A 24,003-nucleotide genomic window follows, 5' to 3' on the forward strand; every position below is an offset into this window, starting at 1 on the left:
GTTTGCCTCGAGTCACCGTCCCTTCCCTCGAGCGATACGCAGAAGCGACTGGTTCCCCGTCCGCGTAACCGGAACCGGTTACAAACGGCTGAGAACCACTAACATGCTGGAGGTCGTACACAAGAACGAACGGTTACCATGACTGAACTCGGCGGATTTCAAGACAGGGTCGCCCGCATCGATCTCTCGGACGGGGAGGTCGCGTACGAGTCGATCGACGACGAGGACGCGGAGAAGTATATCGGTGCGCGGGGACTCGGGGTAAAGTACGTTTTCGAACAGGGGCCGGATGTCGATCCGCTCGGACCCGACAACCTGCTCGCGTTCATGAATGGGCCGCTGTCGGGCACCCAGGTAACGATGAGCGGCCGGATCGCCATCTGTACGAAGTCGCCGCTGACCGGCACCGTCACCGACAGCCATCACGGCGGCTGGTCGGGCGCTCGGCTCAAGTGGTCCGGCTTCGACGGGCTGCTGTTCGAGGGGGAGGCCGACGAGCCGGTCTACGCCGTCGTCGAGGACGGCGAGGTCGAACTTCGGGACGCTTCCCACCTCTGGGGCGAAGGATTCCACGATACGCGCGACGCGATCGAGGAGGAGGTCGAAGGGTCCTACGGCAAGAACCTCTCGATCATGGGGATCGGCCCCGCCGGCGAGAACGAGGTCAAGTTCGCCTCGATCATGAACGAGGACGACCGTGCCTCCGGCCGCGGCGGCACCGGTTGCGTGATGGGGTCGAAGAACCTCAAGGCCGTCGTCGTCAAATCCACGACGAAGATGCCAAAACCGGCCGATCCGGAGACCTTCAAGGAGGGCCACCAGCAGGCGATGCAGGCGATCCAGGAGTCTGAGGTCACCGCGCCCAACGAGGGCGGGCTCTCGATGTACGGCACCAACGTGTTGATGAACATCGGCGAGGAGATGGACGGCCTCCCGACCAAGAACGGCAAGTACACCTCGACCAAGAGCATGCGCGAGGCCGAAGGGGTCGACATCGACGCCGAGCGCGTCTCCGGCGAGAACGTCCGCGAGAACATCCTCGTCGACGAGCCGACCTGCCACTCCTGTCCCGTTGCCTGCAAGAAGGAAGTCGAGGTCGACGTGATGCACAAGGGCGAGGAGATGAACGTCCGCACCGAGTCCTACGAGTACGAGTCGGCCTACGCGCTCGGCCCCAACTCCGGGCACACCGACCGCGACAAGATCGCGCTCATGCTCGAGCGCTGTAACGACATGGGCGTCGACACCATCGACGCGGGCAACATGATGGCGATGGCCATGGAGATGACCGAGCAGGGCAAACTCGAGGGCGTCGGCGAACTCGAGTGGGGCGACGCCGAGACGATGGTCGACATGATCGATCGGATGGCCCACCGCGAGGACGACCTCGCGGATCTGCTGGCCGAGGGGCCGCGCCGCGTCGCCGACCGCAAGGAGGCCCACGAGAACTCGCTCGCGGTCAAGGGCCAAACGATCGCGGCCTACGACCCGCGCTGTCTGAAGGGCATGGGCATCGGGTATGCCACCTCGAACCGCGGAGCCTGCCACCTGCGGGGCTACACCCCCGCCGCCGAAATTCTGGGCGTCCCCGAAAAGGTCGACCCCTACGAGTACGAGGGCAAAGGCGAACTCACCGCCCAGTTCCAGGACCTCCATGCCATCAGCGACTCCTTCGACATCTGCAAGTTCAACGCCTTCGCCGAAGGCATCGAGGAGTACGTCCTGCAGTACAACGGCATGACCGGCCGCGACGTCACCGAAGACGAACTCCTCGAGGCCGGCGAGCGGATCTATAACCTCGAGCGGTACTACAACAACCTCAACGGCTTCGACGCCGCGGATGACTCGCTGCCGGAGCGCTTCCTCGAGGACGGCATCCGCGGCCAGGGTGCAAGCGAGGGCGAGTACTGCGAACTCGAAGAGATGAAGGCAGAGTACTACGACCACCGCGGCTGGGTCGACGGCGTCGTCCCCGACGAGAAACTCGACGAACTCGGGATCGATCTCGGCCCCGGCACCGGCGTCAGCACCGGCGGCGGCGCGGCGGTCTCGAGCGACGACTGATCGAACCGGTCGCTCGCGGTTCCGAATTGCTTTGTCTGCGAATCAGTGGTCGCGTAGCCGGGCGAACTGTCGGCAGCGAAGCGATCGAGATTAACTGAGACGGGAACGGGAGACGGATCCACTACGGAGTCGCTCGAGCCGGTTCGGTGACCCGGCTCGGCTGTGCGATGACGCCCGATCAGTCATCGGCGACCGCAGGCGTCGACGAGTAGCCGGAGCCCGAGTCGGTCTCCGGCGTCGTCATCTCGATTTCGATCCCCCCGTCGGCGACGGAGACGAGCACGTCGTCGAAGCTCTTGCGGTACTCGGTCGCGTGCTTGCCCGAGGTGTTGATCCGGACTTGTTCGTCGACCAGCTCGGCCTCGGTCAGCATCTCGACTTTCCGGTAGGCCGTCGACATCGGGATGTCGCACTTCTCGGAGACCTCCGTCGCGGTCAGCGACTCTTCAGCCGTCGCCTCGAGAATCGCACGGCAAGCATCGTCGTCGAGCGCGGCGAGAACCGCCTGCGGGTCGATTGGATCGTCGTTCTGCCAGCCTCGATTTCGGGCGTCAGGGTTCGTAGCGGACATCTGTTACACCTTCTAGTACCGACCGATCCCCCTCCAAATGAGTCCCAATAAATACAGGGCCCTTTATATGGGGTGGGGAAAATCGGGGCGACTCGGCCTCGAGCCGATTCGATCGCGGTGGATGCGCAACCGGGGCAGCCGCGGCGCGACCATCGGACGACCCACCCCGCTGGCCGGGAGTCGGCGCGTTCCTGGCCCGTAGACGCAGGGTTTAGGGTGGACGGCTCCACAAGGGTGGGTATGGCTTCGGGGATTCGCGCGGAGGTGAAGATCGACGACCCGTCCGACTGCGTCGTCGCACAGGCCTCGGCGGAGGTGGGCGGCCGAGTCCTCTCGGTCTCGAAGAGCACCAGTCCGTCCGCGCCCGAGCGCGTGACCGAGGAGTTCATGCTCGAGGCCGAGCGCTATCCCGACGAGTTCGAGGTCGACGCGGACCTCTCGGCAATCTTCTCCTACGGCTCGAGTGCCGTCTATCGGTTCGAACGCGACCTCGGCTGTGGCTGTCCCTGCGAGTGCATCGAGGAACACGACTGTCCGGTGGTCGACGTCCGCACGCAGGGCGCGTCGCTGTACCTGACCTTTCACGCCCCAGATATGCACGGGTTGCAGGCGGTCATCGGCGAGTTACGCGACCGCTATGCGAACCTCGACGTCCAGCGGCTGCTCCAGTCCCAGCAAGACCACGACGAGCGCAACCTCGTCTTCGTCGACCGGAGCACGCTCACTGCACGCCAGCGGGAGGTTCTGGAGACGGCCCATCGAATGGGCTACTTCGACCATCCCAAGCAGGCCAATGCCGGCGAGGTCGCCGACGAACTCGACATCACCGGAACGACGTTCACCGAACACCTCGCAGCGGCCCAGACGAAGCTGCTGGACGCCATCTTAGACCACGAGTGAGCTCACTCGAGAGCGGCCGCTGACTCGAGGTACATGAACGTATCGGGACCTACAGACCGACGGCATCGAACCGCAACCCTATATATACTGGCCGCACAGCTAGACGGTAGACAACCGACGCTTCACACGACTCACCCCTGATATGAGCAGATACGAGTTTACGTGCCCGGAGTGCGGGCAGGAGATCGAAGTCAACGAATCGATGCGCGAGGCCACGCTCACGCACGGCTGTCCGGTCTGTGGAGCGTCGGTCACCTCCTCGGCGTTCGTTACGGAACAGCAGACGAACTAGCGCCGATCGTCTCCCCGTTCGTCGCTCGAGCGTTACTCCCGATCGACTTCGGTCCGCCGCCCGTTGAGCGCCGACGGCACGAGACGGTAGAGTTCGATGTTCAGCGCGTCTTTCCCTTCCGCCCAGATTTCGAACAGCGGCCGCCTCGCATCCCCATATTGGGCGATTTCGTCCGGCGTCAACGCTGAGGGCTCGATGCTCTCGAGGTCTCCCGTGGCGATGACACTCCGGTAGGTCGAGTCGGCCTCGTCGTAGACGACGAGTCGCGCTTCGGGTTCGGACTCGAGGAACTGGCGCTTCTCGCTCTCAGGCGTCGATACCATCCGCATGTAGAATTCGCGGTTCTCGTCGTCGTAGCCGTACGAAATCGGGATTGCGTAGGGTTCGTCCGTGCGCGCAAGCGACAACACCCCCGTTTCGTGACGGCTGAGGAAGTCGTCGATCTCCGTGTCGGTCATCTCTGTTTCCTGGTCGATGGCCATCGTCTCAGTGGTTTGCCAAAGGTGAAACGTGATCTTTATAGTTGCCATCGACCGCGAGACCCGTCGCCGGCACGTCGTGCCGTCCCACGGCGCGTCGCAACCGAACATCGATGCGCGAGGACGGGAAGCCGAAATTGCCCACCTTACTCCCGCGACTCGAGATCGTTCCCGTCGGCGCTACCGGCGGACTCTCCGTCGCCACTAGTGATTGATCGATTCGCCGCTGCTATCGCCCGATTCCCCGCCGTCGCCCGTTCCGATGACGACCGGCTCTCGGATCTCGAGTGCCGTCTCGAACTCGTCTTCGCGGTCCGTCCGCCGCCCGATTCTGACCAGTTGCTCCTCGTGTGCGCGGCGGATCGCCGACAGCTCGCGGTCCGTAACCTCGAGTTCCTCGCCGACCCCCTCCCAGTGGCCCCAGTCGACGAGGAACGCCTCGAGGTCGTCGTCCGCGTAGAGCCGTTCGTACTCGCGGCGGTAGCGCTCCAGATCCGGTCCCAGCACCGCCTGTGCGCGCTCGATGAGATCGGGGAGTCTGGTCGGCGGTACGCTCGCCTTCGCGGCGGTGAGCACGAGTACCTGCCCCTCGATCGGATTCCCAGCCATCAGCCACCCGCGCGCATCGCCTTCTGTGCGAACCGTTCGACCAGCGGCTCGAGGGTGTCGTCGTCACCCTCGAAGACGATCGTTATTTCGGTCAGTTTCAACGAGGGGCCGATGCCGACCTGTTCCGAGGAGAACGTCGCCGTCCACTCCTCGCCCTCGACGGTGTCGTCCGCGACTTGCTCGCCCCCCAGATTCGTCAGGTAGCGGACTACAAGCCGCTCGGAAATACCGCGAAAGGAGCGCTCGATACGCGTAGCCATACCCGTGATTCGACGCCCGAACTGATAAATTCGCGTTCGGCGGTAATAGGCGATGTCCCGTCAGACGACTGCCCGGAACAACACCACGGCCCCGACGCCGCCACAGAGCGACAGCAGAATGCTCTCGGTTCGCCACATGACCAGCAAGACGACGCCGGCCGCACTCCATTCGGCCGGCCCGCCGGCGGCCAGTTCCGGTCCCAGTATCGCGATCACGATCGCCCCCGGCAGCACCGAGAGCCCGGCCTCGAGTCGCTCGCTCACCTCGATCCGGCGCAAGACCCAGAGCCCGCCGACTTTCGTGAGCGCGGTCACGAGCGCCATGGCGACGATGACGCCGACCACGAGCGGGTCGAGCGCGAGGGCACCCTCACCGATCATGGCGAATCACCTCGACGACGGCGGCCGCGAGCCCGCCGAGCAGGATGTACCACCGGCCTGGCACGAGTTCCGCAGCTGCGATCGCGGTCCCGAGCGCGACGAGCCACGGCACCAGCGTCGACCGTCCCTCCCAGAGTTCGGCCGCGAGCGCGACGAACACCGCCGCGAGGACGAAGTCGATGCCGTAACGGGCCGGATCGCCGATCACGCTGCCGGCAGTCGCGCCCACGATCGTCGACGCGACCCAGAAACCCCACATCGCGATGCCGGTCCCCAGCAGGAACGCGCCCCGTCCGCTGCCGGATTTGAGTTCGCGCATCGTCAGCGCCCAATTTTCGTCGGCCATCAGGAGCAGACTGCCGTAGCCTCGACTCGGCGAGAGCCGCTCGAGCCATGGGCCCAGCGCGGCTCCCATCAGCGAGTACCGCAGGTTGATCGCGAACGTCGTGAGGACGACCGTCGCCACCGGGATCGGCTCCGCCCAGAGTTCGACGGCGACGATCTGGGCGGCCCCGGCGAGGACGGTCGCGCTCATCAGCGCCGCCTCGGCGACGCTCAGCCCGGCTTGGCGGGCGAGCATGCCGAAGGCGATGCCGTAGCCGCCGACGCCGATCGCGACCGGGAGACAGGTGAGAAAGCCGGTACGGATCCCCTCGCGACTGAACGTGACCGATTCGCGATCGTCGGAAGAGGGGGTATCTTCGACCGGCCCGTCCGTCGGCCGGCCGGCGGAGTCGCCGGGGTCGTCGTCGGCGTCGCTACCGTCGAATCCCGTCACGTTCGTCTCGAGTCGAACGACGCATAAATCGTTCTCGAAACCGCCCGCAGACGAGGGGGTCCGGATCGATTCGATCGCATCCCGGCCCCGATCATGCGCCGTAGTACAGTAGCGCGACTGCGATGACGCCCGCGGCGAGTCCGTACAGGGGTCCGCTGGCAACTGCCAGCGCGACCGCGAGTAGCGCGAAGACGATGCTGCAGAACAGACACAGCTGCTGGATCACCGTTCGGTCTTCGTTCCGACCGACGAGCCATTCGATCGCGGCTTCGAACGGGAGAAAAAGGAGATCGTCGAGCATAGATCAGCCATCGATCCTGTCTGTAAAAAATATACTGGTCGCACCGGCTCCGTCAGACCGCGATCCGGACCCGTTACCCGCCCGCGACCGGCGGGAACACCGACACCACGTCGCCCTCTGCCAGCGACGTGTCGACGCCGTCCATGTGGACCACGTTGCGGCCGTTTTTCAAGACGCTCAACTGGGGGCGGATCGTTCCGTCCTCGACTAACTGCCCCTCGAGCCCGTCGTACTCGGCCTCGAGTGCGGTGAGTACGTCGCCAACGGTCGCGCCGTCGTCGACTGTTCGCGTCCGCTCTTTCTCCCCGACGGCCTCCCGGAAGGTGGCGAAAAACCGGAGGTCGATGTCCATACGTCACAATCGGGTTCGGACGACATAAGTCCGGGCGATAGGCTGTCGGTTTCGCAGCCTACATCTCGAGTGCGGGGGGTCCTCAGTCTGCCGACGCCGTCGGCGGCGATGCATACGAGACGGACTCGACGCCCGCGTCCGCGAGCGCCTCGTCGATCTCGGTCGCACCGATTCCGGTCGCCTCGTCGGCGTCGGCGGCCTCGACGATCACCGTCGCCGAAAACTCGACCGAGATGGTGTACGGATCGAACGGGCCGTTCGGATGTTCGTACACATCCGCGTCGGCGATTTCCCAGTCCGCGATCGCTCCCTCGGCCGCGAGGGACTCGAAGGTTGCTGCGAGTTCCGTCGTCGCTTCGTCGCAGGCGGTCGTGTCGGACCCACCCTGAAGGGTGACGAGCGTCGTCCCTGCACGGGATACAGCGAACTCCATGCACACCCTATTCAGCCCCGGCAGTTGAACGCTTGGGATCGGATCACGAACGCACTCGCTCCTCGATCCAGAACGGGACGCCGTGTGCCGACAGCAACGATCGCATCCGCTCGACGCCGCCGGCGATGTCCCACCCTTCCTGCGTATAATGTTTGTACGGATGGCGAAGCCACGAGTACTCGCGGTGGGCGAACACCTCGATGGCCCCCTCACCGGTCTGAAACAGCGTGACGTGGAGTTGCCACGTCGCCAGTGGCGACTCCCGCCGGACCCAACTGCCCGCCGAGAGCCGCCCGTCGTCGTGGACCTTCAGCGACGCGATGGGTTCCGACTCGAACGCCAACGTCTCGAGCGTCGATCGCACCGCCTCGAGTCCGCGCTTGACGGTCCCGACGTACTCCGCCGGATGTTGACGACAGATCGCGTAGCCACCGAGCGGTTCCTTGATGCGGTGAAGCGCCGGGAGGACGCGACGACGCACGCGCGTCGTCAGGTCGACCGCGCCTGCCTCGTCGGACCCGGCCCCGTCGATCGTCGTTGCCACACTGCTTTCTCTCGAGTGCGAGTACAAAACTATTTCTGCACCATACATTTCAAATTTCTACTATAGATGCGAACGATGGCGATTAGAGTCGTCAGTTCTGGAATATAGGGTTATTTAGGATTGAGGCTTTTCTGACACTGATGTCAGAATCGCGAACGGGCAGGCGATGATCGCTACAGATCCTGCAATCGAATCCCGTCCTCGACTAGCCGCGCGTTCCGCTCCCGATCGAGGTGCTCGCCTAACTCGTCGTGTTCGTGGAGTTGGGCGATCACGTCGGCGTACAGCGTTCGCCACGCGATCGCGTAGATCGGGGACTGCCCCCACGCCCGCAGTTCGGGGACGAACGCGTCGTAGGTCTCGTAGCGCTCCTCGAACCGGTCGATCGCCTCGAGCACCTGTCCCGCTGCCTCGCGCTCGTCGTCTGCCTCCTCGAGGATCCGATTGAACTGCGATTCCCAGCCCGCGACCGCCTTTTGCATGTCCGCCGCCACGCTCTCGTCGTCGGCCGGCAGTCGGTCGAGTATCGGTTCCGGAACGCCGAGGGAAATATCCTCCATACGACCCGGTATGCGATGGACTGGCAAGAAAATTCCCGTTCGGGAACCGGGCTGCCGACCTGCTCTCCGTCTCTCCGAACGACGAACCGCCGTGGCGCGCGCCGGGGGGAAACGAGCGACCGGCTAGTCGCGATCCGACGCCGTGCGAGTGTGAGGACCGCAGCGACCGGTGGGAGCGAGGACCGCAATCGGCTGGGGAGGGTGCGGATCTTCTCTGCCGGTGCGATTCGAACCGCTTCGGACCGCGAGAGCCGGACTCAGGGCCACGTGGCGAGCATGATCTCGTCGACGAACTCGCCCTCGAGACAGTACTGGCCCTCGTGTTCGCCCTCGCGCTGCCAGCCGTTGTCCTCGAGAAACTCGATCGCGGCCTCGTTGGTCCCCGGCACGTTCTGGTAGATCTTCTGGTATCCCGCACCGGCGGCCCACTCGAGGCCGTACTCGAGTAGCGCCGAGCCGACGCCCTGCCGCCGGAACGCGGGATCGACGCCGACGGTCACCTCGGCGGTGTGACGGAGCGACGGCAGTTCGGGCGCGTCGAGATGGAGCCAGCCGACGATTTCTCCGTCCGCTTGCCCGCCGGTTCCAGCCACATCGGCTTCCGCGTCGCTTTCGGCGGCCTCACCCGCATCGCCTTCTTCGGTAGCCTCATCCGTCCGCTCCTCCTCGAACTCCGCGACGAAACAGACTCGCGAGCGTTCCTCGTTCGCTCGGACGAGGACCGATTCGCGCTCGAGTTCCGTCGCGACGTTCTCGGCGACGACGTACGTGCCGTCCGCAGCGACCGTCCGCATCGTCCCCACGACGCCCTCCCGGTCCTCCTCGTGTGCCGGCCGGATGGTGACCACCCCGTCCTCGCACTCGAGATCGGTCGTCGTCGCCTCGAGGGCGACCCTGAACTTCCCGTCGACTTCGGTCAGGTAGCCCTCGGCCTGCAGCGCCTCGAGACTGGATCGGAGTTCGTCCGGCTCCGGCGCGACTGTTTCGGTGTAGGTTCCCGAGCGGGCGGGTTTCGAGTGGGCGCGGCCGTCGTCGATCTCGATCGATCGCGCCAACTCGGCCGGCGTGACCGCACCGTTACGCTCGACGTACTCGTAGACGCGACGCTGCACGTCGTCCTCGAGCGATCTCGGCGGATACATGCTCATACCGAGACCCCACCGACTGCCGGCATTAGTATGCGATCCGTATCGATCGCCGGAGCTGACCGGCCGCGGCGAAGCGGTCGATTGCCCCCAATCCCGAATCGTTTCGAAGCGCGCTGAGACCCGCCGTGTCCGTCCAATCGCGGATTAGCGCCCGCGGCCCAGCCAATCGAAAGGCTATCGGCACGGGAATGGGATTTTGTATAGCAAAATACGATTTATTTTGGGTGAAGGATGTCGAGTTCGTTCTGATTCTCGAGTCAGAACCTCGAAGCGGGCGTCGAAACAGTGGCTTCGAGCAATATCAGTCCGTCCCGATCAGTCGGGTCGTGGACACCCCGCTTCTCGATGCGTCTCTCCCATACGATTGCCACTCGTCGACGTGGGTGTAACCCGAGTCGATACTCGGGCGGTGTCGACGGGGAATTTGTGACACCATCTCACAATCGCGATCGGTCTGTCGAGATGAGAGACGCGGGGAATTCGAACGAATCGCGACCGAACCTCGAGGGCGTAATTTCGACAGCGGCATTCGGTCGCTCTCCTGTAGCGATCGTCGTCCGGCTGACGATGTTCCGATCGCGACTCGAGTTAGTAAACCCCGGTTTCTCACGCGTAACCCCGGGGTGAGCTGTCGAATTCTCGCCTCCACTCGAGTCGATCCGAGTCTCGCGTCCGGAACCGATCGAAAACGTGCTTCGGCCAGTGGAGTGAGCGGTACTCTCGTGGCCACCACCAGCACGAATCGGACTCGCTCGAAGCCTGTCGCCGCGGCTCCGACAGCGACCGATCGAGGGTCGGTAGTTGTCGAGACCGGAATCCACCTGCCGAAAACGATGTCGGCATTCGGTCTGCCTCTCCATCACTCCGCGCGAGCGTAACCCGAGGACAGTCGACTCGGTCACGAACTGATCGCGTAGCTCCCGTCGCGAAATCGCCGATTCGTCCGAGGGGGAATTGCCTTCGCCTCGGACCGTTGCAGGTGGCGATCCGAATCGGCCGTCCACACTCGTCGGCCCCGTCTCGATGCTTTCCGAGCGTTCCGATAGCGTGTCACTCACTAATCGCCGTTCCGCCCGCTCGAGATGGCTGCCACTACCGCTGAAATGTCTTCGAACCCGACCGATAAATCACATACTGCGATATCGAATAGGGCGAGTTTCGGACGTATCGGAACTGGCCCGGCGTCGTTTATTACCGTCGAGAACGAATCGGTCCGGTGTGATTGCCGACGACCGCGTCCTGCGCGAGGATTTCGTGCCCAGCGAGGTTGTCCACCGCCACGACGGGGTCTCCCGCCTCTCGGAGCCCCTCGAGTTAGTGCTGTCCGGCGGGGCCGACGGCGAGTAGCGACGACAGCCGGTCCGGTCTTCCATTGGCCGTAAGAGCCACTTCGCCGGTGTCCGATAGTGGTGTATGAGCCGATCTTCGGCGCTTCCGGCCGACACCTGCCTCGGCCGGACCGCGCTTCGTGTCGCCGATCTCGCTGCGACGATCGAGTTCTATCGCGATATCGTCGGCCTCCGCGTACTAAACCGCGACGAAACCGGGGCGACGCTCGGCGTCGACGACGCGCCGCTGCTCGAGTTACGCGCAGTCTCGACCGCCGGGTCCGAGCCACGAGACGAGCAGCGCGCGGGACTCTACCACAACGCGTTCCGCGTCCCATCGCGTGCAGGCCTCGGGGCCGCACTCGAGCGAATTCGAGACCGCTGGACCCTCGACGGCGCTTCCGACCACGGGGTCAGCGAGGCGCTTTACTGCACCGATCCGGAGGGCAACGGCGTCGAGATCTACCGCGATCGGCCGCGGGACGCGTGGCCGCGGACCGACGACGGGACGATCCGAGCGGCCGGCGGGCCGCTGGATCTCGACGCGGTCGCAGCGGCGGCGGACGACGCGGACGCGACGGACTCCCGATCGGCACCCGACGGGACGACCCTCGGTCACATCCATCTCGAGGTGTCCTCGCTCGAGGATGCGGAGACGTTCTACGTCGACCTGCTGGGGTTCGACGTGTCGATGTCGTTCGCGCCCGGCGCGCGATTTTTCTCTGCGGGGGGCTACCACCACCACGTTGGGGCGAACACCTGGAATCGGCGGTCGGACGCGGCCGGTGGACTGGGGCTGGCGTGGGTCGAGATCCTCGTGCCGGACGCCGCCGCGCTCGAGACGGTTCGGGAGCGACTCGCCGACGGCGGTGCGGCGATCACCGAGACCGAGGACGGCATCGAGGTAGACGATCCGGACGGGATCGCGATTCGGGTTCGGTCCGCAGGGGAACAGTAGCCGCGCCGGAACCGGGAATCGACGACGCCAACTCGTTCGAGTCAGGCGAGCAGTTATTCACGTCGATGTGACTGTAATTTCCGCTCGAGCGTCTCTCTCACGTGTGATTTGAGCGCTAGGTTTACACCGCTCGCCGGTCTTTTTCGGGGTAATATGGCTGCCGCTGATTCGTCAGCAGATTCGCTCCGCTCGCGGCTCCGTCACCGGGAGGCCGTCGCGGACCTCGGCCGGCGAGCCCTCGAGTCCCCCGATCTCGACGGGACGCTTGCCGACACGGCTGCGGTCGTCACCGAGACGCTCGAGATCGACGCCTGTTCGGTCCTCGAACTGCGGCCGGACGGCGACGCGGCGGTGCTGCGCGCTGGGGTCGGCTGGGAGCAAGGAGCCGTCGGGTCGACGGCAGTGTCGACCGAGCCCGAATCGTGGGCCGGCCCACCGCTCGAGGAACCGGAATCGGTCGTTGCGGCCGCTGGATGCAACGATGCGGAGGGCGAACCCGCACCGCTCGCCGACGCCGAGTGTGTCCGGCGACTCGGTGTCACGATCGGCGACGCGACGGATCCGTGGGGCGTGCTAGTGGGGCACGCGACGGCACGGGAGTTCGGCGACCACGAGGCCAACTTCCTCGCGGATATCGCGGCCCTCCTCGAGTCCGCGATCGAAAACGAGCGGGACCACCGGGAGAGTCCCCGAACCGACGCGGTCGCGGACGGTATCCTCGAGTCGAGTCCGACGGGGATCATCGTCGTCGATGCCGACGGCAACATCGAGTTCGCCAACGCGCGCGCCGCGGAGATACTCGGCCGGACGCGGGCCGAGATCTCCGCGCTCTCGTACGACGATCCGTGCTGGAACCCTCGAGACGAATCGGGGAAACGGATTCCGCCGGCCGAGCTGCCGTTCGAACGAGTCCTCGAGCACGGGGAGGACGTGTTCGACATCGAAGTGAACGTCCGGCGGCCGGACGGCGGGCGCGTCTGGCTCTCGGTCAACGGCTCGCCGCGGCGGACCGAGGACGGCGAGGTGACGAGTGCCGTCTTCGCTGTCGAGGACGTTACCGCCCGCAAACGGCTCGAGACGGAATCCGAGGCGGCGTTCGACCGAATCACGGACGCGTTCTTCGGGCTCGATACGGACTGGACGATGACATACGTCAACGACCGGGCGAGGGAACTAATCGACCCCGACGACGAGGGGCTGCTCGGCGAGACCCTCTGGGAGGCGTTTCCGGACGCGGTCGACTCGACGTTCGAAACGGAGTACCGTCGGGCGATGGAGACCCAGGAACCGACTCAGTTCGAGTCGTATTTCCCACCCCTCGAGACGTGGTTCGAGGTCCACGCCTATCCGACAGAGACGGGATTGTCGGTCTACTTCCGCGATGTCTCCGGGCGGAAAGCGACCGAGCGGGAGCTGGCGGAGACGAACCGCACCTTACAGCGGCTCTATGCCATCACCGCCGACGGCGAGCGAACGTTCGACGAGACGATCGACGAGCTGCTCGCGCTCGGCCGCGAGCGACTCGGGCTCGAGGGCGGCTTTCTGGCGCGGATCGACGAGGCAAACGACCGCTTCGAGGTGACTCACGCCGGCGGTGGGACCGACGGACTCCAACCGGGGGCGGTCTCGTCGCTATCGAGCGCCTACTGCAAGCGGACCATCGAATCGGACGGCCTGCTCGCGTTTACCGACTCGCCGCTCGAGCACGGGATCGACGAGGACGCCTACGACGAGTGGGACCTCGATTCCTATCTCGGCGGCCGAATCCTCGTCGACGGCGACCTCTACGGGACGCTCTGCTTCGAAGACGAGTCGTCCCGCTCGAGGCCGTTCTCGCCGGCGGAGCGGTCGTTCGTCGAGCTTGCGACCCAGTGGATCAGCAACGAACTCGAGCGCCAGGCCTACCAGCGCGACTTGGCGGAGAGCGAGCGCCGGTACCGGACCCTCGTCGAGCACTTCCCGAACGGGATCGTCGCGCTGTTCGACGAGAACTTGGAGTACACGCTGGCCGGCGGCGAAATCCTCGCGGAGATCGACCTCTCCGTCTCGGAGTTCGTCGGACAGACGGTCCACGAACGCTACGAGGGCGAAACGCGCGAGACGTTCGAAACGAACTTTCGGGCGGCCCTCGAGGGCGAACACCGGTCGTTCGAGTTCAGTCTCCACGGCCGCGAGTGGACGGCCCACGCGGTGCCGATCGAGGACGAGGGAGACGAGGTGGTCGCCGGGATGCTCATGGTCCAAGACGTCACCGAGGCCAAGGCGAAACAGCGCCAGCTGCGCGAGCGCGAGTCTCGCCTCGAGCGCTTCAAGCAGTACACCGACGACGTGCTCGACGCGATCGACGACGTGTTCTACGTCCTCGACGAGACGGGCGATCTCACGCGGTGGAACGAGACGGTCACCGAGGTGACGGGCTACACCGACGAAGAAATCGCGTCGATGCACTCCCTCGAGTTCTTCGGCGACGAAGACGCGACCGATATCGCGGCCGCGATCGGGGAGGCCTTCGAAACCGGCCACACGCGCGTCGAAGCGACGATCCAGACCAAAGACGGCACGGAAATCCCCTACGAGTTCGTCGCCTCGGCACTCGAGAACCCGGACGGCGAGCCGGTCGTCACCGGCATCGGGCGGGACGTGACCGCCCAGCGGGAGTACGAGCGCACGCTCGAGGGGGTGGTCGACGACCTCGAGGAGTCGAACCGACGGCTCGAGCAGTTCGCCTACGCCGCCTCCCACGACCTCCAAGAACCGTTGCGGATGGTCTCGAGTTACCTGACGCTGGTCGAGCGGCGGTACGCCGACGAACTCGACGCGGACGGCGAGGAGTTCATCGAGTACGCCGTCGACGGGGCCACCCGAATGCAGGAGATGATCGACGGTCTCCTCCAGTACTCTCGGGTCGACACGCAAGGCGATTCGTTCCGCCCCGTCGATGTCGACGCCGTCATTGCGGAGGTCCTCGCCGACCTCGAGGTGCGGATCGACGAAACCGACGCCGAGATCGACGTCGGTTCACTGCCGCGGGTCGACGGTGACCCCGGGCAACTCCGCCAGTTGTTCCAGAACCTGCTCGATAACGCGATTACCTATTCGGGCGACGGAACCCCACGTATATCCGTATTCGCGGAGAAAGAGGAGGCAAGATGGATGGTTTCAGTTCGCGATCGGGGGATCGGGATCGATCCGGAGGACACGGATCGTATCTTCCGGGTGTTCGACCGACTCCACAGCCACGAGAAGTACGCCGGCACCGGAATCGGCCTCGCGCTCTGCCAGCGGATCGTCGAGCGCCACGACGGCGAGATTACCGTCGAGTCGGACCCCGGGGAGGGGACGACGTTCGCGGTCGCACTCCCAGCCGTTCCCGACACGGACGCGGAATCAGCGACGCCACTCGAGACCGATGCGGACACCGACGGACGGACCGATGAGTGAGACAGACGGCTTTCAGCCCGAGCCGGCACAGATCCTGTTGGTCGAGGACAATCCCGGCGACGTGCGCCTGACCAAGGAGGCGTTCAAACAGGGCCGGATCGAGAACGCCCTGCACGTCGTCTCCGACGGCACCGAGGCGCTGGATTTCCTCTCCCAGCGCGGCGCGTACGTCGATTCGCCGCGGCCGGATCTGATCCTGTTGGATCTCAACCTCCCCGGGAAGGACGGCGAGGACGTGCTCGAGGAACTCAAAGACGATCCGGCGTTGCGATCGATCCCGGTGATCGTCCTGACGAGTTCGCGGGCGGAGGAAGACGTCGTCAAGTCCTACGAACTACACGCCAACGCCTACCTCACGAAGCCGGTCGATCCCGACGAGTTCATCGAGACCGTCCGTGCCTTCGAGAAGTTCTGGTTCTCGGTCGTGCGGCTGCCCCCTGAGGTCGATGGCCAATGAGCGAGACCGACACCCAGGCCGAGAGCGAGCAGGACACGGAGACGGCCGATACGCTCCGCATCCTCCTCATCGAGGACAACCCCGGCGACGCCCGACTCATCCAAGAGATGCTCCGGGACACCGAGGAACTGGCCCAGCGGGTGAGCCCCGGCGAGGCCACCGGCCAGACGCCCGAAATCTCCCGCGAGAACCGCCTCGAAGACGGTCTCGAGACGGTCCACTCCGATCCCACGGATATCGTCTTGCTCGATCTGAACCTCCCCGACAGCGAGGGGCTTTCCACTCTCGAGACGGTCCACGAGGAGACCGGTGAGACGCCGATCGTCGTCCTGACCGGCGTCCGTGACCAGCAGGTCGGCGTCGAGGCGATCCAACGCGGCGCACAGGACTTCCTCGTCAAAGACGAGGTGACCAGCGAACTGCTGGTGCGGACGATCCACCACGCGATCGAGCGCGCCAGACAGGAGCGCGAGCGCCGCCAGCAACGCGAACAACTCGAGGCGCTCAACCGGCTCAATCGAATCGGCCACGACATCACCCACGCGGTGATCACGACCGAGACGCGGGCGGAGCTCGAACAGCAGGTCTGCGATCGGCTCGCCGACTCCGACGCCTACCGGTTCGCGTGGATCGGCGGGGTCAATCCGGGCAGCGACCGCGTCGTCGCGAAGGCTGCGGCCGGCGTCGAGCAGGGCTACCTCGAGGAGATCGACGTTTCCGTCGACGAAGCCGACGAGAGCGGGCAAGGGCCCGCTGGAACGGCGATCCGGACCGGGCAAGTACAGGTTATGAACAACGCCCAGACCGCTCCCGAGTTCGAGCCGTGGCGAGAGCAGGCACGCGCCCGCGAATACCGGTCCTCCGCGGCGGTTCCGATCGTCCACGAGGACCTCGTCTACGGCGTGTTGAACGTCTACTCGTCGTCACCGCGAGCGTTCGAAGGGCCGGAGACCGCCGTCCTCGCCCGGATCGGCGACGTCATCGCCCACGCCATCACTGCGATCGAACGCAAAGACGCACTGGTCAGCGACGCCGTCGTCGAACTCGAGTTCCGCGTCGAGGACATGGCCGAAGAACTGGTCGCCCTCTCGGCGGCCGAGTCGTGTACGATCGAGTTCGAACAGTTGGTCGGCGGCGACGAGGCGCTGCTGGCCTACGGCACGGCACGCGGCGTCTCACAGGAGGAGTTCAGCGACACCATCGACGAAACCGACGGGATCGGCGACGTTCGGTTCCTCTCGGTCAGGCGCGACGAACTCGAGTTCGAACTCGTCGCCCCCGCCGCCGTCTCGCTGTTCGAGACGATCGCGACCCACGGCGGCCGCGTCGCGTCGGCGACGATCAGCGACGGGGAGTTCCGCTTCGTCGTCGAACTCCCGCGCGGGCGGGACACCCGCCAGATGATCGAACTCATCAGAACCCAGCGCGACGACGTGACCTACCTCGCCCAGCGAACCACCGAACGCAGCGAGCGCAGCGATTCCGGCTCCTCGTCGGTCCTCCAAGAGGAACTGACCGACAAACAGCGGGCCGCCCTCGAGACGGCCTTCTTCGCGGGGTACTTCGACTGGCCTCGCGGGAGCACAGGCGAGGAGATTGCCGACCGCCTCGGGATCGCGCCGGCGACGTTCAACCAGCACCTGCGGACGGCAGAACGCAAGTTCTTCACGTCCGTCTTCGGCGAGTAGCGACCGTAATTCGTTAGATCTCGACGGCGTCGGCGAGGAGTTCGTGAGAGCGCACCACGTCGTCGTGGTCGGCGATCAGATTCTGCACCATGACATCCTCGACGCCGACCCGATCGGTCAGCTGTGCGAGTAGGTCGGCCACCGTTTCCGGGCTACCGGAGATCGCACGCGGCCGATCGCCGTCCGGAAGCGGGTTCGGCGTCGGCTCCGGGACGCCGCCGAGTTCGTCGATGGCTTCCTCGACCGGCGGCAGCGACCCGACGACGCCGCGTCGCATCCGCTGATAGGATGCCTCGGCGCTCGCCCGGAGTCTGGCCGCGTCCGCGTCGGTTTCGGCACAGGCCACGTTCAGCGCGAGCATTCCCGTCGGCTCGTCCGGCCCCGCCTCGAGCGGCGAGGGCTCGAAGGCCGCTCGATAGGTCTCGAACGCCTGTTCGGCGAGGTTCGGTCGGATGAAGCCGGCGAAACAGTATCGAAGGCCGAGTTCGCCGGCGATTTCGGCGCTCGAGGGACTCGAGCCGAGAACCCACGTTTCCGGGGTGTCGTCGGCCGACCGCGGGAGCGTCAACTCGGCGTAGGGATGATCGTCGTCGAATCCGTCGGAGAGGTGAGTGACCGTCGCTTCGATCTTCTCGGCGTGGTCCTCGTCGGGGTTCCGTTTCTGTCGTTCGGTCCCCAGCGCGCGGTCGGCGGCCGGAATCCCGGTCGCTCGGCCGAGACCGAGGTCGACGCGGCCCGGGGCCAGCGCGTCGAGAGAGCCGAACGTTTCGGCGACCTTGAACGGTTGGTAGTGGTTGAGCAGCACCGTTCCGGAGCCGATCCGAATCTCGTCAGTTTCGGCCGCGAGATATGCGATGAGCGTCTCCGGGGTCGTACTCGCGATGGAGTCGGCCATCCCGTGGTGCTCGGCCACCCAGAACCGCGAGTAGCCGATATCTTCGGCTTTCTGGGCGAGATCGACCGTATTAGCGTACGCATCGGTCGCACTCTCCCCGTCGCGAACCGGCGCGAGATCGACGATCGAGAGGTTCACATCCGCGTTCGGTCGTGTGCACCTAATAACCGTTCGTTCCACTCAGCAGGCTCGCTTCGTTCGTACCGTTCGGTTCTCTCGGCCGAGAACAAGACGACGGTACGACGGAAGTACTTAGACGTATTGTATGAATGGGGTATCAAGAAACAGTTCGAAAATCGATCACGCCCCGCGAGGTTCGGTCGCGGGTGGCGTGACGTCCTCGAGCGGGCGGGCAGCCATCGCGACGGCCACCATCGAGATCCCGGTTACGAGGAGGTTGATGCCGACCAGCAGGCCGATCGCCCATGCCGCGGTGGCAGGGAACCCAACCCAGAGGAGCGCGGCGAGGACGATCGAGGCGACGCCGCTGACGGCGATCGAAGTCCGGCCGGGAGCGCCGGTCATTCGTGCCGCCGCCGCGAGTTCCGCGATGCCATCGACGGCTAAGTACGCCACGAGCGCCAGCGTCAGGGTGATGAGCGCGACCGCGGGTGCCGCGAGGACGGCGATCCCAGCGATCACCGAGACGACCGCGAGCGCGGCCTGCCAGATTCCGCCGCGCCAGCTGTGGCCGGTGAACGCGTGAACGCCGTGGACGACTCCGCCCGCAACGAGGAGCACACCGAGGGCGATCGTCATCGAGAGCCCAGTGACCATCGGGATGGCCATCGCGAGGAGCCCGATCATACCGATGGCGACACCCGCAATCGCGAGCGTTCGCCATTCGTTCTCGAGGGAGTAGCCCTCGTCGTGTCCGGTGGATGTTGTGTTACTGGTCATCAGAGTCACCAATATTACATACGCCGTCTCAGTATTTAATACAAATATACGATTTGACAGTTTGTCCCGGGAACGGACCGGTCCGAAACCGGGAGTAACCGACGGCTCGAGCGGTCTCGAGGGTGAGCTGAGAACGGAGAGACGACGGACCGACGCCGAAACGCGGCCGTTATTTCGATGGCCGTGTCAGGTCAGGGCGTGACGGACGAGCGAAACAACGAGTACCGCGAGTGCGGTCTCTGTGGCGAGACGATCCCCGCAGCGGTCTACCACGAGCATTTACTCAAGGAGTGTTCGGGTGGGTGAGCCGTGTCCCGTCTCGCTCGCGTCTCGAGACACAGTGCCGCGTACAAACGGAATTGGCCGACCCGCCGCTCTCTCTCATTGAAACGTGGGGAAAGTGTTATCAGAGTTGATATAATCACTGCGAGACAGTGACGGGAGCTTCGACCTCGAGACTCTGGGAGTGTCCGATGTGTGGGCGGGCGGTCAACGGCTTCGTGAACGGCTGCCGGTGTCCGTCTTGTGGGGAAGCCGTCTCCGATTGTTGCGAGTCCGATGGCTGGTCCGATACGGACCCGGACCCATAGCCGCGCGGTCGCCTCGGTGCGGGCTACTTCTCTTCGACGTGGCGGACCTCGCAGGCGACGCCGCGCGTGCTGTCGGCCATCTCGCCGCCGAACATCTCGGCGCGGCCGACGGCGAAGGCCTTCGGCCCCTCGACGACCACCTCGTCGCCGACGCGGATGTCTTCGTCGGCGTCGACGACTCCCGGTGCGAGCACGCTGCCGTGGGGGACGAAGCCGTCGATCTCGACGCGCTTCGTCGGTGCGTCGCTCTCGAGCCAGCGGCGCGCGCCCTCGAGCGTAAAGGAGAGGGTGCCGTACTGGGGAACCATCGTCGCGAGCTGGGTCGACTCGTCGTCGCGGACCTGAATCTTGGGATAGCGACTGGTCGTCTGGATGTCCGCGAAGAGGTCGTCGCCGGCCCCGTCGCCCAGCAGATAGTCCGCGATGGCGCGGACGGTGTTGTGCTCGCGCTCGCGCTTGGAGTACTTGAGTTCGCCCGAGAGAGCACTCGAGAGGTTCGCGAGCGACTCGTCGTCGGTCGGATGTTCGGCGACTGTGTAGGTGATCTCGAGGTCGAGTCGCTCCTCGACGCGCTCGACGATGTCGCGGTAGCCCTCGTCGGGAACGTGGGCGATGATCTCGGGGTACTCGTTGCGCTCGAGGTAGCGCTGGAGGACCTCGCTCACGAACTGTTTCTCGTCTTCGGACCACCGGCCCGTGACGACGGTGTCGTAGTGTTGGGCCGGATAGGTCGTCTCGAGTTCCTGCGGGACGACGCCGATGGGACTGGTCATCGACACGAGGTGGGCGCGCCACTGGATGGCGTCGTGGAACTGGCGGTGGCTCTGGGACTCGCTGTAGGGCTTGGCGGCCGAACAGGGAACTAGCACGAGCGGGTTTTTGAACCGGTTCCGGTAGCGCGTCGTCACCCGGTCGGCGAAGCGCTGGATCTCTACCCGTCGGAGGGTGTCGCTGGTCGCGGCGCTAATCTGGGCGTCCCGCAGAATCGGCGTCCGCTCCTCGAGGTAGCCCCACTGGGAGTCGAGTTCGCGCATGGCGGCGGTGAGCCACTGGTCGTGGCGGGCCTGCCCTTCGACGTAGTCCCGCAGCCGGCCGTCTCGGATCCGCCGGCGGACGATCGCCAGTTCGGACGCGAGGGCGTGTCGGTTGTGGTCGGCGCAGTCCTCGCGAGTGAACTCCTCTCGGGGTTTCTGACAGGCCGGACACGAGCAAGGCAGTTCCTCGAGGTCCTCGAGGAAGTAGGCCTCGTCGGTCGTCAGATACCGGCCTTCGGTCCCTTTCACGACGGCCGCGGTCTCGTCGAACAGGTCGACGCCGGCGTAGGCCAGCAGGGCGACGTTCCGCGGCGTGGCGACGCCGGAGAACAGCAACGCGGTGTCGGCCGGAATCGTCTCTCGGGCGTCGACGACGGCCTCGACCAGCGCCGCGCCGTGGCCGGTCACCGACTGAACGTTCGAGATCGCGTACGCGTCCGTGCCGTGGTCTGTGGGACTCTCGCTCGAGACGACCGCGACGCTGGGATAGTCGACCTCGGGGTAGTCGACGCCAAAGGACTCTCGGACTTCGTCGGCGGTGCCGCCGGGGAACGCCCGGTGCGGGAGGACGGTGAGCTGTGAGTCGTCGCCGTCAGGGAGGTCGCGGTCGGCGCTCCAGAGCGAACCCGCGTCCTCGAGGACGTCGTCGACGAGTGCGGGCGTCGAAATCGGCGAGGAGAGGCGGAGTTCGCCCACGCGCGCGGCCCCGTCGCGCTCGTGTACTTCGAAGTAGTCGGTCATACCCGATATGGCCGGGGCGAGCGAAAGAGGTTGTCGATAGCGAGCGGGCGATCGGTCACAGCGCGCGATCCACTGCCAGTCAAACTGTTTCCCGCTCTTTCTCGCCCCTAGTCGTTCCTGTATTTCCATACGAGATGACTGAACCTATCCCGTGAAATAATGGAAAATTAACCTTTATGCGTGAGTAGTCGAAGGTAGAACTATGCCATCGGATTCAACAGACTCGAGACGACAATCGACCGACGCCCGCAGAGCGTTCCTTGCCCTCCTGCTGGTCGCAGCCGTCGGCATCGCGTCGATGGGGCTGCCGGTCGTCTACGGCGGTATGACGACGACCGCCGAAGCGACCGACTCTGCCGACGTCGAATCGTACGACACGATTTCGCAAGCGGACTCGGACCTCGACCCGGCCGACGAAGTGTACCTCCGTGACGACGGGAGCGCCGTCCTCCGGTACGACGACGAAGACGCGGATGTCAACGAGTTCAATCTGGGGATGAACGCCAGTGAAGGACTGGTTCACATGTTAGTCGTCGACGACGTCGAGAACGACGACGGCGTCGAGGATATCGAGGAAGCGAACTTCACGGCGATCCTCAACCAACAGGGATTCTCCGGTGACGGCTCCCTCGTCATGCAACAGCCGGACGACATCCAAGACCTCTCCGTCGACGTTTCCGGCGAGGTCTCCGACGAGACAAACGAGTTCGATGCGAGTGCCACCGGCACGTTCGATAGCGACGCCACGTCTACCGGCGCGGTCAGTACGAGCGGCCACGTGACCGCCACGGCGGACCGACTCGAAACGGCCGGTACCGCTACCGTCGACGACCCGATGGCGTCCAGCGATACCGGGATGTACATGGACGTCTCCCTAGAGGACACGAGCGACGGCTACGTCGTGGACGTCGCTCGCGAGCGTAGCATCACTGACTTCGGGTCCGGCGACTGGGAGACTCGAGAGCAGGCTAAACAGACCCTTCAGCGCCAGTACGGCGACCTCGCGACGGGGCTTGGCGGAACGAGCAACATCGAAATTACGAGCTACAACTACGAGGAGCGATCGGCCGGACAGGATCGCCTCGAGATCGACTTCACGGTCGAGTACACCGGGATCGATGACGGTGTCGAAGAGCAGCTGACGGACACGCTGGCAAACGACCCGTCGATGGATCTGAGCCGGTCGGAAGCCGAAGAGGTCGCAAGCGCCGTCACCGACCTCGAGATCGAGACCGCCGAGTTCACGATCAACGAACGCGACGGCTCCATCGATGTCGAGTGGGACTTCGCGCTCGCAAACTACGACGAACTCTCCGTTGCCATGCTCGATCTGGCCGAATCGGCCGAGATGAACGAGGCGCTGAACCAGTCCGATATCGAGGACGCCAGAACGGCCCTCGAAGCACAGCAGGCGGCGGATCTCACCTGGAACCTCGAGTGGGACGCCTCGGTCGAGCAGACCTCGTCCGACGAACTCCAACTCGATGCGGAACTCACGAGCGATACCGAAAACTGGGTCGCCTACATCGACGAACTCGAGTCGCGGGGCGTCGAGGCTCCGAACGATGTCACGTTCAGTCTGACCGCCGACACTAACGGTGACGAACTCGCTGTCGACGGCGAGTTCAACGTCGAGGCACAGGACCTGGCCAGTCAAGCGGTCGAATCGATGGCACAGTCCGCCCGGTCCGGCCCGATGGCTACCCAACCGAACTCCGACACCGACCAGTTCATCTCGGCGCTTTCCGAGTCCGAACTCGAGGTCGCCCGCGTCGATGCCAGTCTTACTGACAATACGGTTCGCGTCGAAGGTGGCGCGAAGTTCGATAACATGAGCGCAGTCGCGGATAGCCTCAGTAGTACTATCGGCATCGGCGGAATCGCGACCGGAACGGCCGACGGAAACACGTCCGTGTACGTCCATGTCGACGACATGGGCGATGTCGACACCGCGTCGGCGACCAAAGCGGACATCGAACACTTCGGCGTGGTCGGGTCGGAGACGACCGTCCACCAGGCCGGTGAATGGGACGAGGAGTTCCCCGAACCGGACAACGCCGAAATGCGCAACTATCTCGGTCTCTCCGCCCAGGACGGCGAAACGACCGAAGGGGACGATTCCGAAAGCATTCCCGGCTTCGGTGCCGGTGTCGGACTCGCCGCGATCGCCGGACTGCTGACGGCGCTCGTCCTCCGACAGCGAACGTAGTCCCGGTTCAGCCATTCGCGGCGTAAACCGGATTTCATCTTTTTTGACAGCGAGTGAACGCAACGGTAGCGCCGCTTCGCACTGAACTAC

Annotated in this window: 24 protein-coding genes and 1 pseudogene; 10 read left to right on the forward strand and 15 right to left on the reverse strand. The window is 65.0% G+C overall.

Annotation, left to right across the window (positions count from 1 at the left end):
* Positions 1 to 138: 138 nt before the first annotated feature.
* A complete protein-coding gene (locus ACJYUO_RS01190) occupies positions 139 to 2,064 on the forward strand; it encodes an aldehyde ferredoxin oxidoreductase family protein (protein ID WP_494343591.1) in 1,926 nt (641 codons plus the stop codon).
* A gap of 178 nt (positions 2,065 to 2,242) precedes the next feature.
* Here the strand turns inward: ACJYUO_RS01190 and ACJYUO_RS01195 are convergent, their stop codons facing one another.
* On the reverse strand, positions 2,243 to 2,635 hold the full coding sequence (locus ACJYUO_RS01195; protein ID WP_494343592.1) for a helix-turn-helix domain-containing protein: 393 nt from the start codon (positions 2,633 to 2,635) through the stop codon (positions 2,243 to 2,245).
* 240 nt (positions 2,636 to 2,875) lie between these two features.
* Here ACJYUO_RS01195 and ACJYUO_RS01200 point away from each other — a divergent pair, with 240 nt between their 5' ends.
* Both ACJYUO_RS01200 and ACJYUO_RS01205 read left to right on the forward strand, forming a co-directional pair.
* Positions 2,876 to 3,535 (forward strand): helix-turn-helix domain-containing protein, encoded by a 660-nt coding sequence (locus ACJYUO_RS01200; RefSeq protein WP_494343593.1) that lies wholly within the window; start codon positions 2,876 to 2,878, stop codon positions 3,533 to 3,535.
* 142 nt (positions 3,536 to 3,677) lie between these two features.
* Positions 3,678 to 3,827: a DUF7560 family zinc ribbon protein gene (locus ACJYUO_RS01205; RefSeq protein WP_494343594.1), complete on the forward strand. Its 150-nt coding sequence runs from the start codon at positions 3,678 to 3,680 to the stop codon at positions 3,825 to 3,827.
* 32 nt (positions 3,828 to 3,859) lie between these two features.
* On the opposite strand, the gene ACJYUO_RS01210 is transcribed toward ACJYUO_RS01205, so the two are convergent.
* From ACJYUO_RS01210 to ACJYUO_RS01260, 11 genes are all read right to left on the reverse strand, one after another.
* Positions 3,860 to 4,309, reverse strand: coding sequence for a pyridoxamine 5'-phosphate oxidase family protein (locus tag ACJYUO_RS01210; protein ID WP_494344417.1), 450 nt, complete (start codon positions 4,307 to 4,309; stop codon positions 3,860 to 3,862).
* 201 nt (positions 4,310 to 4,510) lie between these two features.
* Positions 4,511 to 4,915, reverse strand: a complete 405-nt coding sequence (locus tag ACJYUO_RS01215) for a DUF8048 family protein (protein ID WP_494343595.1) — start codon at positions 4,913 to 4,915, stop codon at positions 4,511 to 4,513.
* On the reverse strand, positions 4,915 to 5,175 hold the full coding sequence (locus ACJYUO_RS01220; protein ID WP_494343596.1) for a MoaD-like domain-containing protein: 261 nt from the start codon (positions 5,173 to 5,175) through the stop codon (positions 4,915 to 4,917). The genes ACJYUO_RS01215 and ACJYUO_RS01220 overlap by 1 nt, the downstream gene beginning before the upstream one ends.
* Before the next feature lie 60 nt (positions 5,176 to 5,235).
* A complete protein-coding gene (locus ACJYUO_RS01225) occupies positions 5,236 to 5,556 on the reverse strand; it encodes an AzlD family protein (RefSeq protein WP_494343597.1) in 321 nt (106 codons plus the stop codon).
* Complete coding sequence (locus ACJYUO_RS01230) at positions 5,546 to 6,334, reverse strand: AzlC family ABC transporter permease (protein ID WP_494343598.1); 789 nt, start codon at positions 6,332 to 6,334, stop codon at positions 5,546 to 5,548. The genes ACJYUO_RS01225 and ACJYUO_RS01230 overlap by 11 nt, the downstream gene beginning before the upstream one ends.
* Before the next feature lie 91 nt (positions 6,335 to 6,425).
* Entirely contained in the window at positions 6,426 to 6,635 is a 210-nt protein-coding gene (locus ACJYUO_RS01235) for a hypothetical protein (protein ID WP_494343599.1), read from the reverse strand.
* Between the two features lie 73 nt (positions 6,636 to 6,708).
* Positions 6,709 to 6,987: a ubiquitin-like small modifier protein 1 gene (locus ACJYUO_RS01240; protein WP_494343600.1), complete on the reverse strand. Its 279-nt coding sequence runs from the start codon at positions 6,985 to 6,987 to the stop codon at positions 6,709 to 6,711.
* An 82-nt stretch (positions 6,988 to 7,069) separates the two neighbouring features.
* Complete coding sequence (locus ACJYUO_RS01245) at positions 7,070 to 7,420, reverse strand: hypothetical protein (protein WP_494343601.1); 351 nt, start codon at positions 7,418 to 7,420, stop codon at positions 7,070 to 7,072.
* Positions 7,421 to 7,463: 43 nt separating this feature from the next.
* Entirely contained in the window at positions 7,464 to 7,964 is a 501-nt protein-coding gene (locus tag ACJYUO_RS01250) for a hypothetical protein (RefSeq protein ID WP_494343602.1), read from the reverse strand.
* A 173-nt stretch (positions 7,965 to 8,137) separates the two neighbouring features.
* Positions 8,138 to 8,524 carry a DUF7971 family protein gene (locus ACJYUO_RS01255; protein ID WP_494343603.1) on the reverse strand — a complete coding sequence of 129 codons (387 nt, stop codon included), beginning with the start codon at positions 8,522 to 8,524 and terminating at the stop codon, positions 8,138 to 8,140.
* Between the two features lie 257 nt (positions 8,525 to 8,781).
* The gene (locus tag ACJYUO_RS01260; RefSeq protein WP_494344418.1) at positions 8,782 to 9,666 is read right to left on the reverse strand and encodes a GNAT family N-acetyltransferase; all 885 of its coding nucleotides are present in this window, start codon (positions 9,664 to 9,666) and stop codon (positions 8,782 to 8,784) included.
* A gap of 1,224 nt (positions 9,667 to 10,890) precedes the next feature.
* Between ACJYUO_RS01260 and ACJYUO_RS01265 the strand changes: the two are divergent.
* The 5 genes and pseudogenes from ACJYUO_RS01265 to ACJYUO_RS01285 all read left to right on the forward strand — a co-directional run.
* A pseudogene (locus tag ACJYUO_RS01265) lies at positions 10,891 to 10,998 on the forward strand (AAA family ATPase); the annotation flags it as partial.
* An 87-nt stretch (positions 10,999 to 11,085) separates the two neighbouring features.
* A complete protein-coding gene (locus tag ACJYUO_RS01270) occupies positions 11,086 to 11,958 on the forward strand; it encodes a VOC family protein (RefSeq protein ID WP_494343604.1) in 873 nt (290 codons plus the stop codon).
* Positions 11,959 to 12,111: 153 nt separating this feature from the next.
* Positions 12,112 to 15,399, forward strand: a complete 3,288-nt coding sequence (locus ACJYUO_RS01275) for a PAS domain-containing protein (RefSeq protein ID WP_494343605.1) — start codon at positions 12,112 to 12,114, stop codon at positions 15,397 to 15,399.
* A complete protein-coding gene (locus tag ACJYUO_RS01280) occupies positions 15,392 to 15,856 on the forward strand; it encodes a response regulator (protein ID WP_494343606.1) in 465 nt (154 codons plus the stop codon). Before ACJYUO_RS01275 ends, ACJYUO_RS01280 begins: the two co-directional genes overlap by 8 nt.
* Positions 15,853 to 17,544 (forward strand): bacterio-opsin activator domain-containing protein, encoded by a 1,692-nt coding sequence (locus ACJYUO_RS01285; protein ID WP_494343607.1) that lies wholly within the window; start codon positions 15,853 to 15,855, stop codon positions 17,542 to 17,544. The genes ACJYUO_RS01280 and ACJYUO_RS01285 overlap by 4 nt, the downstream gene beginning before the upstream one ends.
* A 13-nt stretch (positions 17,545 to 17,557) precedes the next feature.
* On the opposite strand, the gene ACJYUO_RS01290 is transcribed toward ACJYUO_RS01285, so the two are convergent.
* Entirely contained in the window at positions 17,558 to 18,577 is a 1,020-nt protein-coding gene (locus tag ACJYUO_RS01290; protein ID WP_494343608.1) for an LLM class flavin-dependent oxidoreductase, read from the reverse strand.
* Between the two features lie 162 nt (positions 18,578 to 18,739).
* The gene (locus ACJYUO_RS01295) at positions 18,740 to 19,339 is read right to left on the reverse strand and encodes an HdeD family acid-resistance protein (protein ID WP_494343609.1); all 600 of its coding nucleotides are present in this window, start codon (positions 19,337 to 19,339) and stop codon (positions 18,740 to 18,742) included.
* A 177-nt stretch (positions 19,340 to 19,516) separates the two neighbouring features.
* Here ACJYUO_RS01295 and ACJYUO_RS01300 point away from each other — a divergent pair, with 177 nt between their 5' ends.
* A complete protein-coding gene (locus ACJYUO_RS01300; protein ID WP_494343610.1) occupies positions 19,517 to 19,645 on the forward strand; it encodes a hypothetical protein in 129 nt (42 codons plus the stop codon).
* A 307-nt stretch (positions 19,646 to 19,952) separates the two neighbouring features.
* Here the strand turns inward: ACJYUO_RS01300 and arcS are convergent, their stop codons facing one another.
* Positions 19,953 to 21,704: an archaeosine synthase subunit alpha gene (arcS, locus tag ACJYUO_RS01305; protein WP_494343611.1), complete on the reverse strand. Its 1,752-nt coding sequence runs from the start codon at positions 21,702 to 21,704 to the stop codon at positions 19,953 to 19,955.
* Between the two features lie 202 nt (positions 21,705 to 21,906).
* On the opposite strand from arcS, the gene ACJYUO_RS01310 reads away from it, so the two are divergent.
* Positions 21,907 to 23,913: a hypothetical protein gene (locus ACJYUO_RS01310; protein WP_494343612.1), complete on the forward strand. Its 2,007-nt coding sequence runs from the start codon at positions 21,907 to 21,909 to the stop codon at positions 23,911 to 23,913.
* Positions 23,914 to 24,003 lie beyond the last annotated feature (90 nt).

This window comes from Natrinema sp. CRL1, assembly GCF_059162405.1.

What these genes read in the sequence shown, in the direction of transcription:
- ACJYUO_RS01190 (WP_494343591.1), top strand. Translation starts at nt 139, where the DNA reads ATGACTGAACTCGGCGGATTTCAAGACAGGGTCGCCCGCATCGATCTC.
- ACJYUO_RS01195 (WP_494343592.1), bottom strand. Translation starts at nt 2,635, where the DNA reads ATGTCCGCTACGAACCCTGACGCCCGAAATCGAGGCTGGCAGAACGAC.
- ACJYUO_RS01200 (WP_494343593.1), top strand. Translation starts at nt 2,876, where the DNA reads ATGGCTTCGGGGATTCGCGCGGAGGTGAAGATCGACGACCCGTCCGAC.
- ACJYUO_RS01205 (WP_494343594.1), top strand. Translation starts at nt 3,678, where the DNA reads ATGAGCAGATACGAGTTTACGTGCCCGGAGTGCGGGCAGGAGATCGAA.
- ACJYUO_RS01210 (WP_494344417.1), bottom strand. Translation starts at nt 4,309, where the DNA reads ATGGCCATCGACCAGGAAACAGAGATGACCGACACGGAGATCGACGAC.
- ACJYUO_RS01215 (WP_494343595.1), bottom strand. Translation starts at nt 4,915, where the DNA reads ATGGCTGGGAATCCGATCGAGGGGCAGGTACTCGTGCTCACCGCCGCG.
- ACJYUO_RS01220 (WP_494343596.1), bottom strand. Translation starts at nt 5,175, where the DNA reads ATGGCTACGCGTATCGAGCGCTCCTTTCGCGGTATTTCCGAGCGGCTT.
- ACJYUO_RS01225 (WP_494343597.1), bottom strand. Translation starts at nt 5,556, where the DNA reads ATGATCGGTGAGGGTGCCCTCGCGCTCGACCCGCTCGTGGTCGGCGTC.
- ACJYUO_RS01235 (WP_494343599.1), bottom strand. Translation starts at nt 6,635, where the DNA reads ATGCTCGACGATCTCCTTTTTCTCCCGTTCGAAGCCGCGATCGAATGG.
- ACJYUO_RS01240 (WP_494343600.1), bottom strand. Translation starts at nt 6,987, where the DNA reads ATGGACATCGACCTCCGGTTTTTCGCCACCTTCCGGGAGGCCGTCGGG.
- ACJYUO_RS01245 (WP_494343601.1), bottom strand. Translation starts at nt 7,420, where the DNA reads ATGGAGTTCGCTGTATCCCGTGCAGGGACGACGCTCGTCACCCTTCAG.
- ACJYUO_RS01255 (WP_494343603.1), bottom strand. Translation starts at nt 8,524, where the DNA reads ATGGAGGATATTTCCCTCGGCGTTCCGGAACCGATACTCGACCGACTG.
- ACJYUO_RS01260 (WP_494344418.1), bottom strand. Translation starts at nt 9,666, where the DNA reads ATGTATCCGCCGAGATCGCTCGAGGACGACGTGCAGCGTCGCGTCTAC.
- ACJYUO_RS01270 (WP_494343604.1), top strand. Translation starts at nt 11,086, where the DNA reads ATGAGCCGATCTTCGGCGCTTCCGGCCGACACCTGCCTCGGCCGGACC.
- ACJYUO_RS01275 (WP_494343605.1), top strand. Translation starts at nt 12,112, where the DNA reads ATGGCTGCCGCTGATTCGTCAGCAGATTCGCTCCGCTCGCGGCTCCGT.
- ACJYUO_RS01280 (WP_494343606.1), top strand. Translation starts at nt 15,392, where the DNA reads ATGAGTGAGACAGACGGCTTTCAGCCCGAGCCGGCACAGATCCTGTTG.
- ACJYUO_RS01285 (WP_494343607.1), top strand. Translation starts at nt 15,853, where the DNA reads ATGAGCGAGACCGACACCCAGGCCGAGAGCGAGCAGGACACGGAGACG.
- ACJYUO_RS01295 (WP_494343609.1), bottom strand. Translation starts at nt 19,339, where the DNA reads ATGACCAGTAACACAACATCCACCGGACACGACGAGGGCTACTCCCTC.
- ACJYUO_RS01300 (WP_494343610.1), top strand. Translation starts at nt 19,517, where the DNA reads ATGGCCGTGTCAGGTCAGGGCGTGACGGACGAGCGAAACAACGAGTAC.
- arcS (WP_494343611.1), bottom strand. Translation starts at nt 21,704, where the DNA reads ATGACCGACTACTTCGAAGTACACGAGCGCGACGGGGCCGCGCGCGTG.
- ACJYUO_RS01310 (WP_494343612.1), top strand. Translation starts at nt 21,907, where the DNA reads ATGCCATCGGATTCAACAGACTCGAGACGACAATCGACCGACGCCCGC.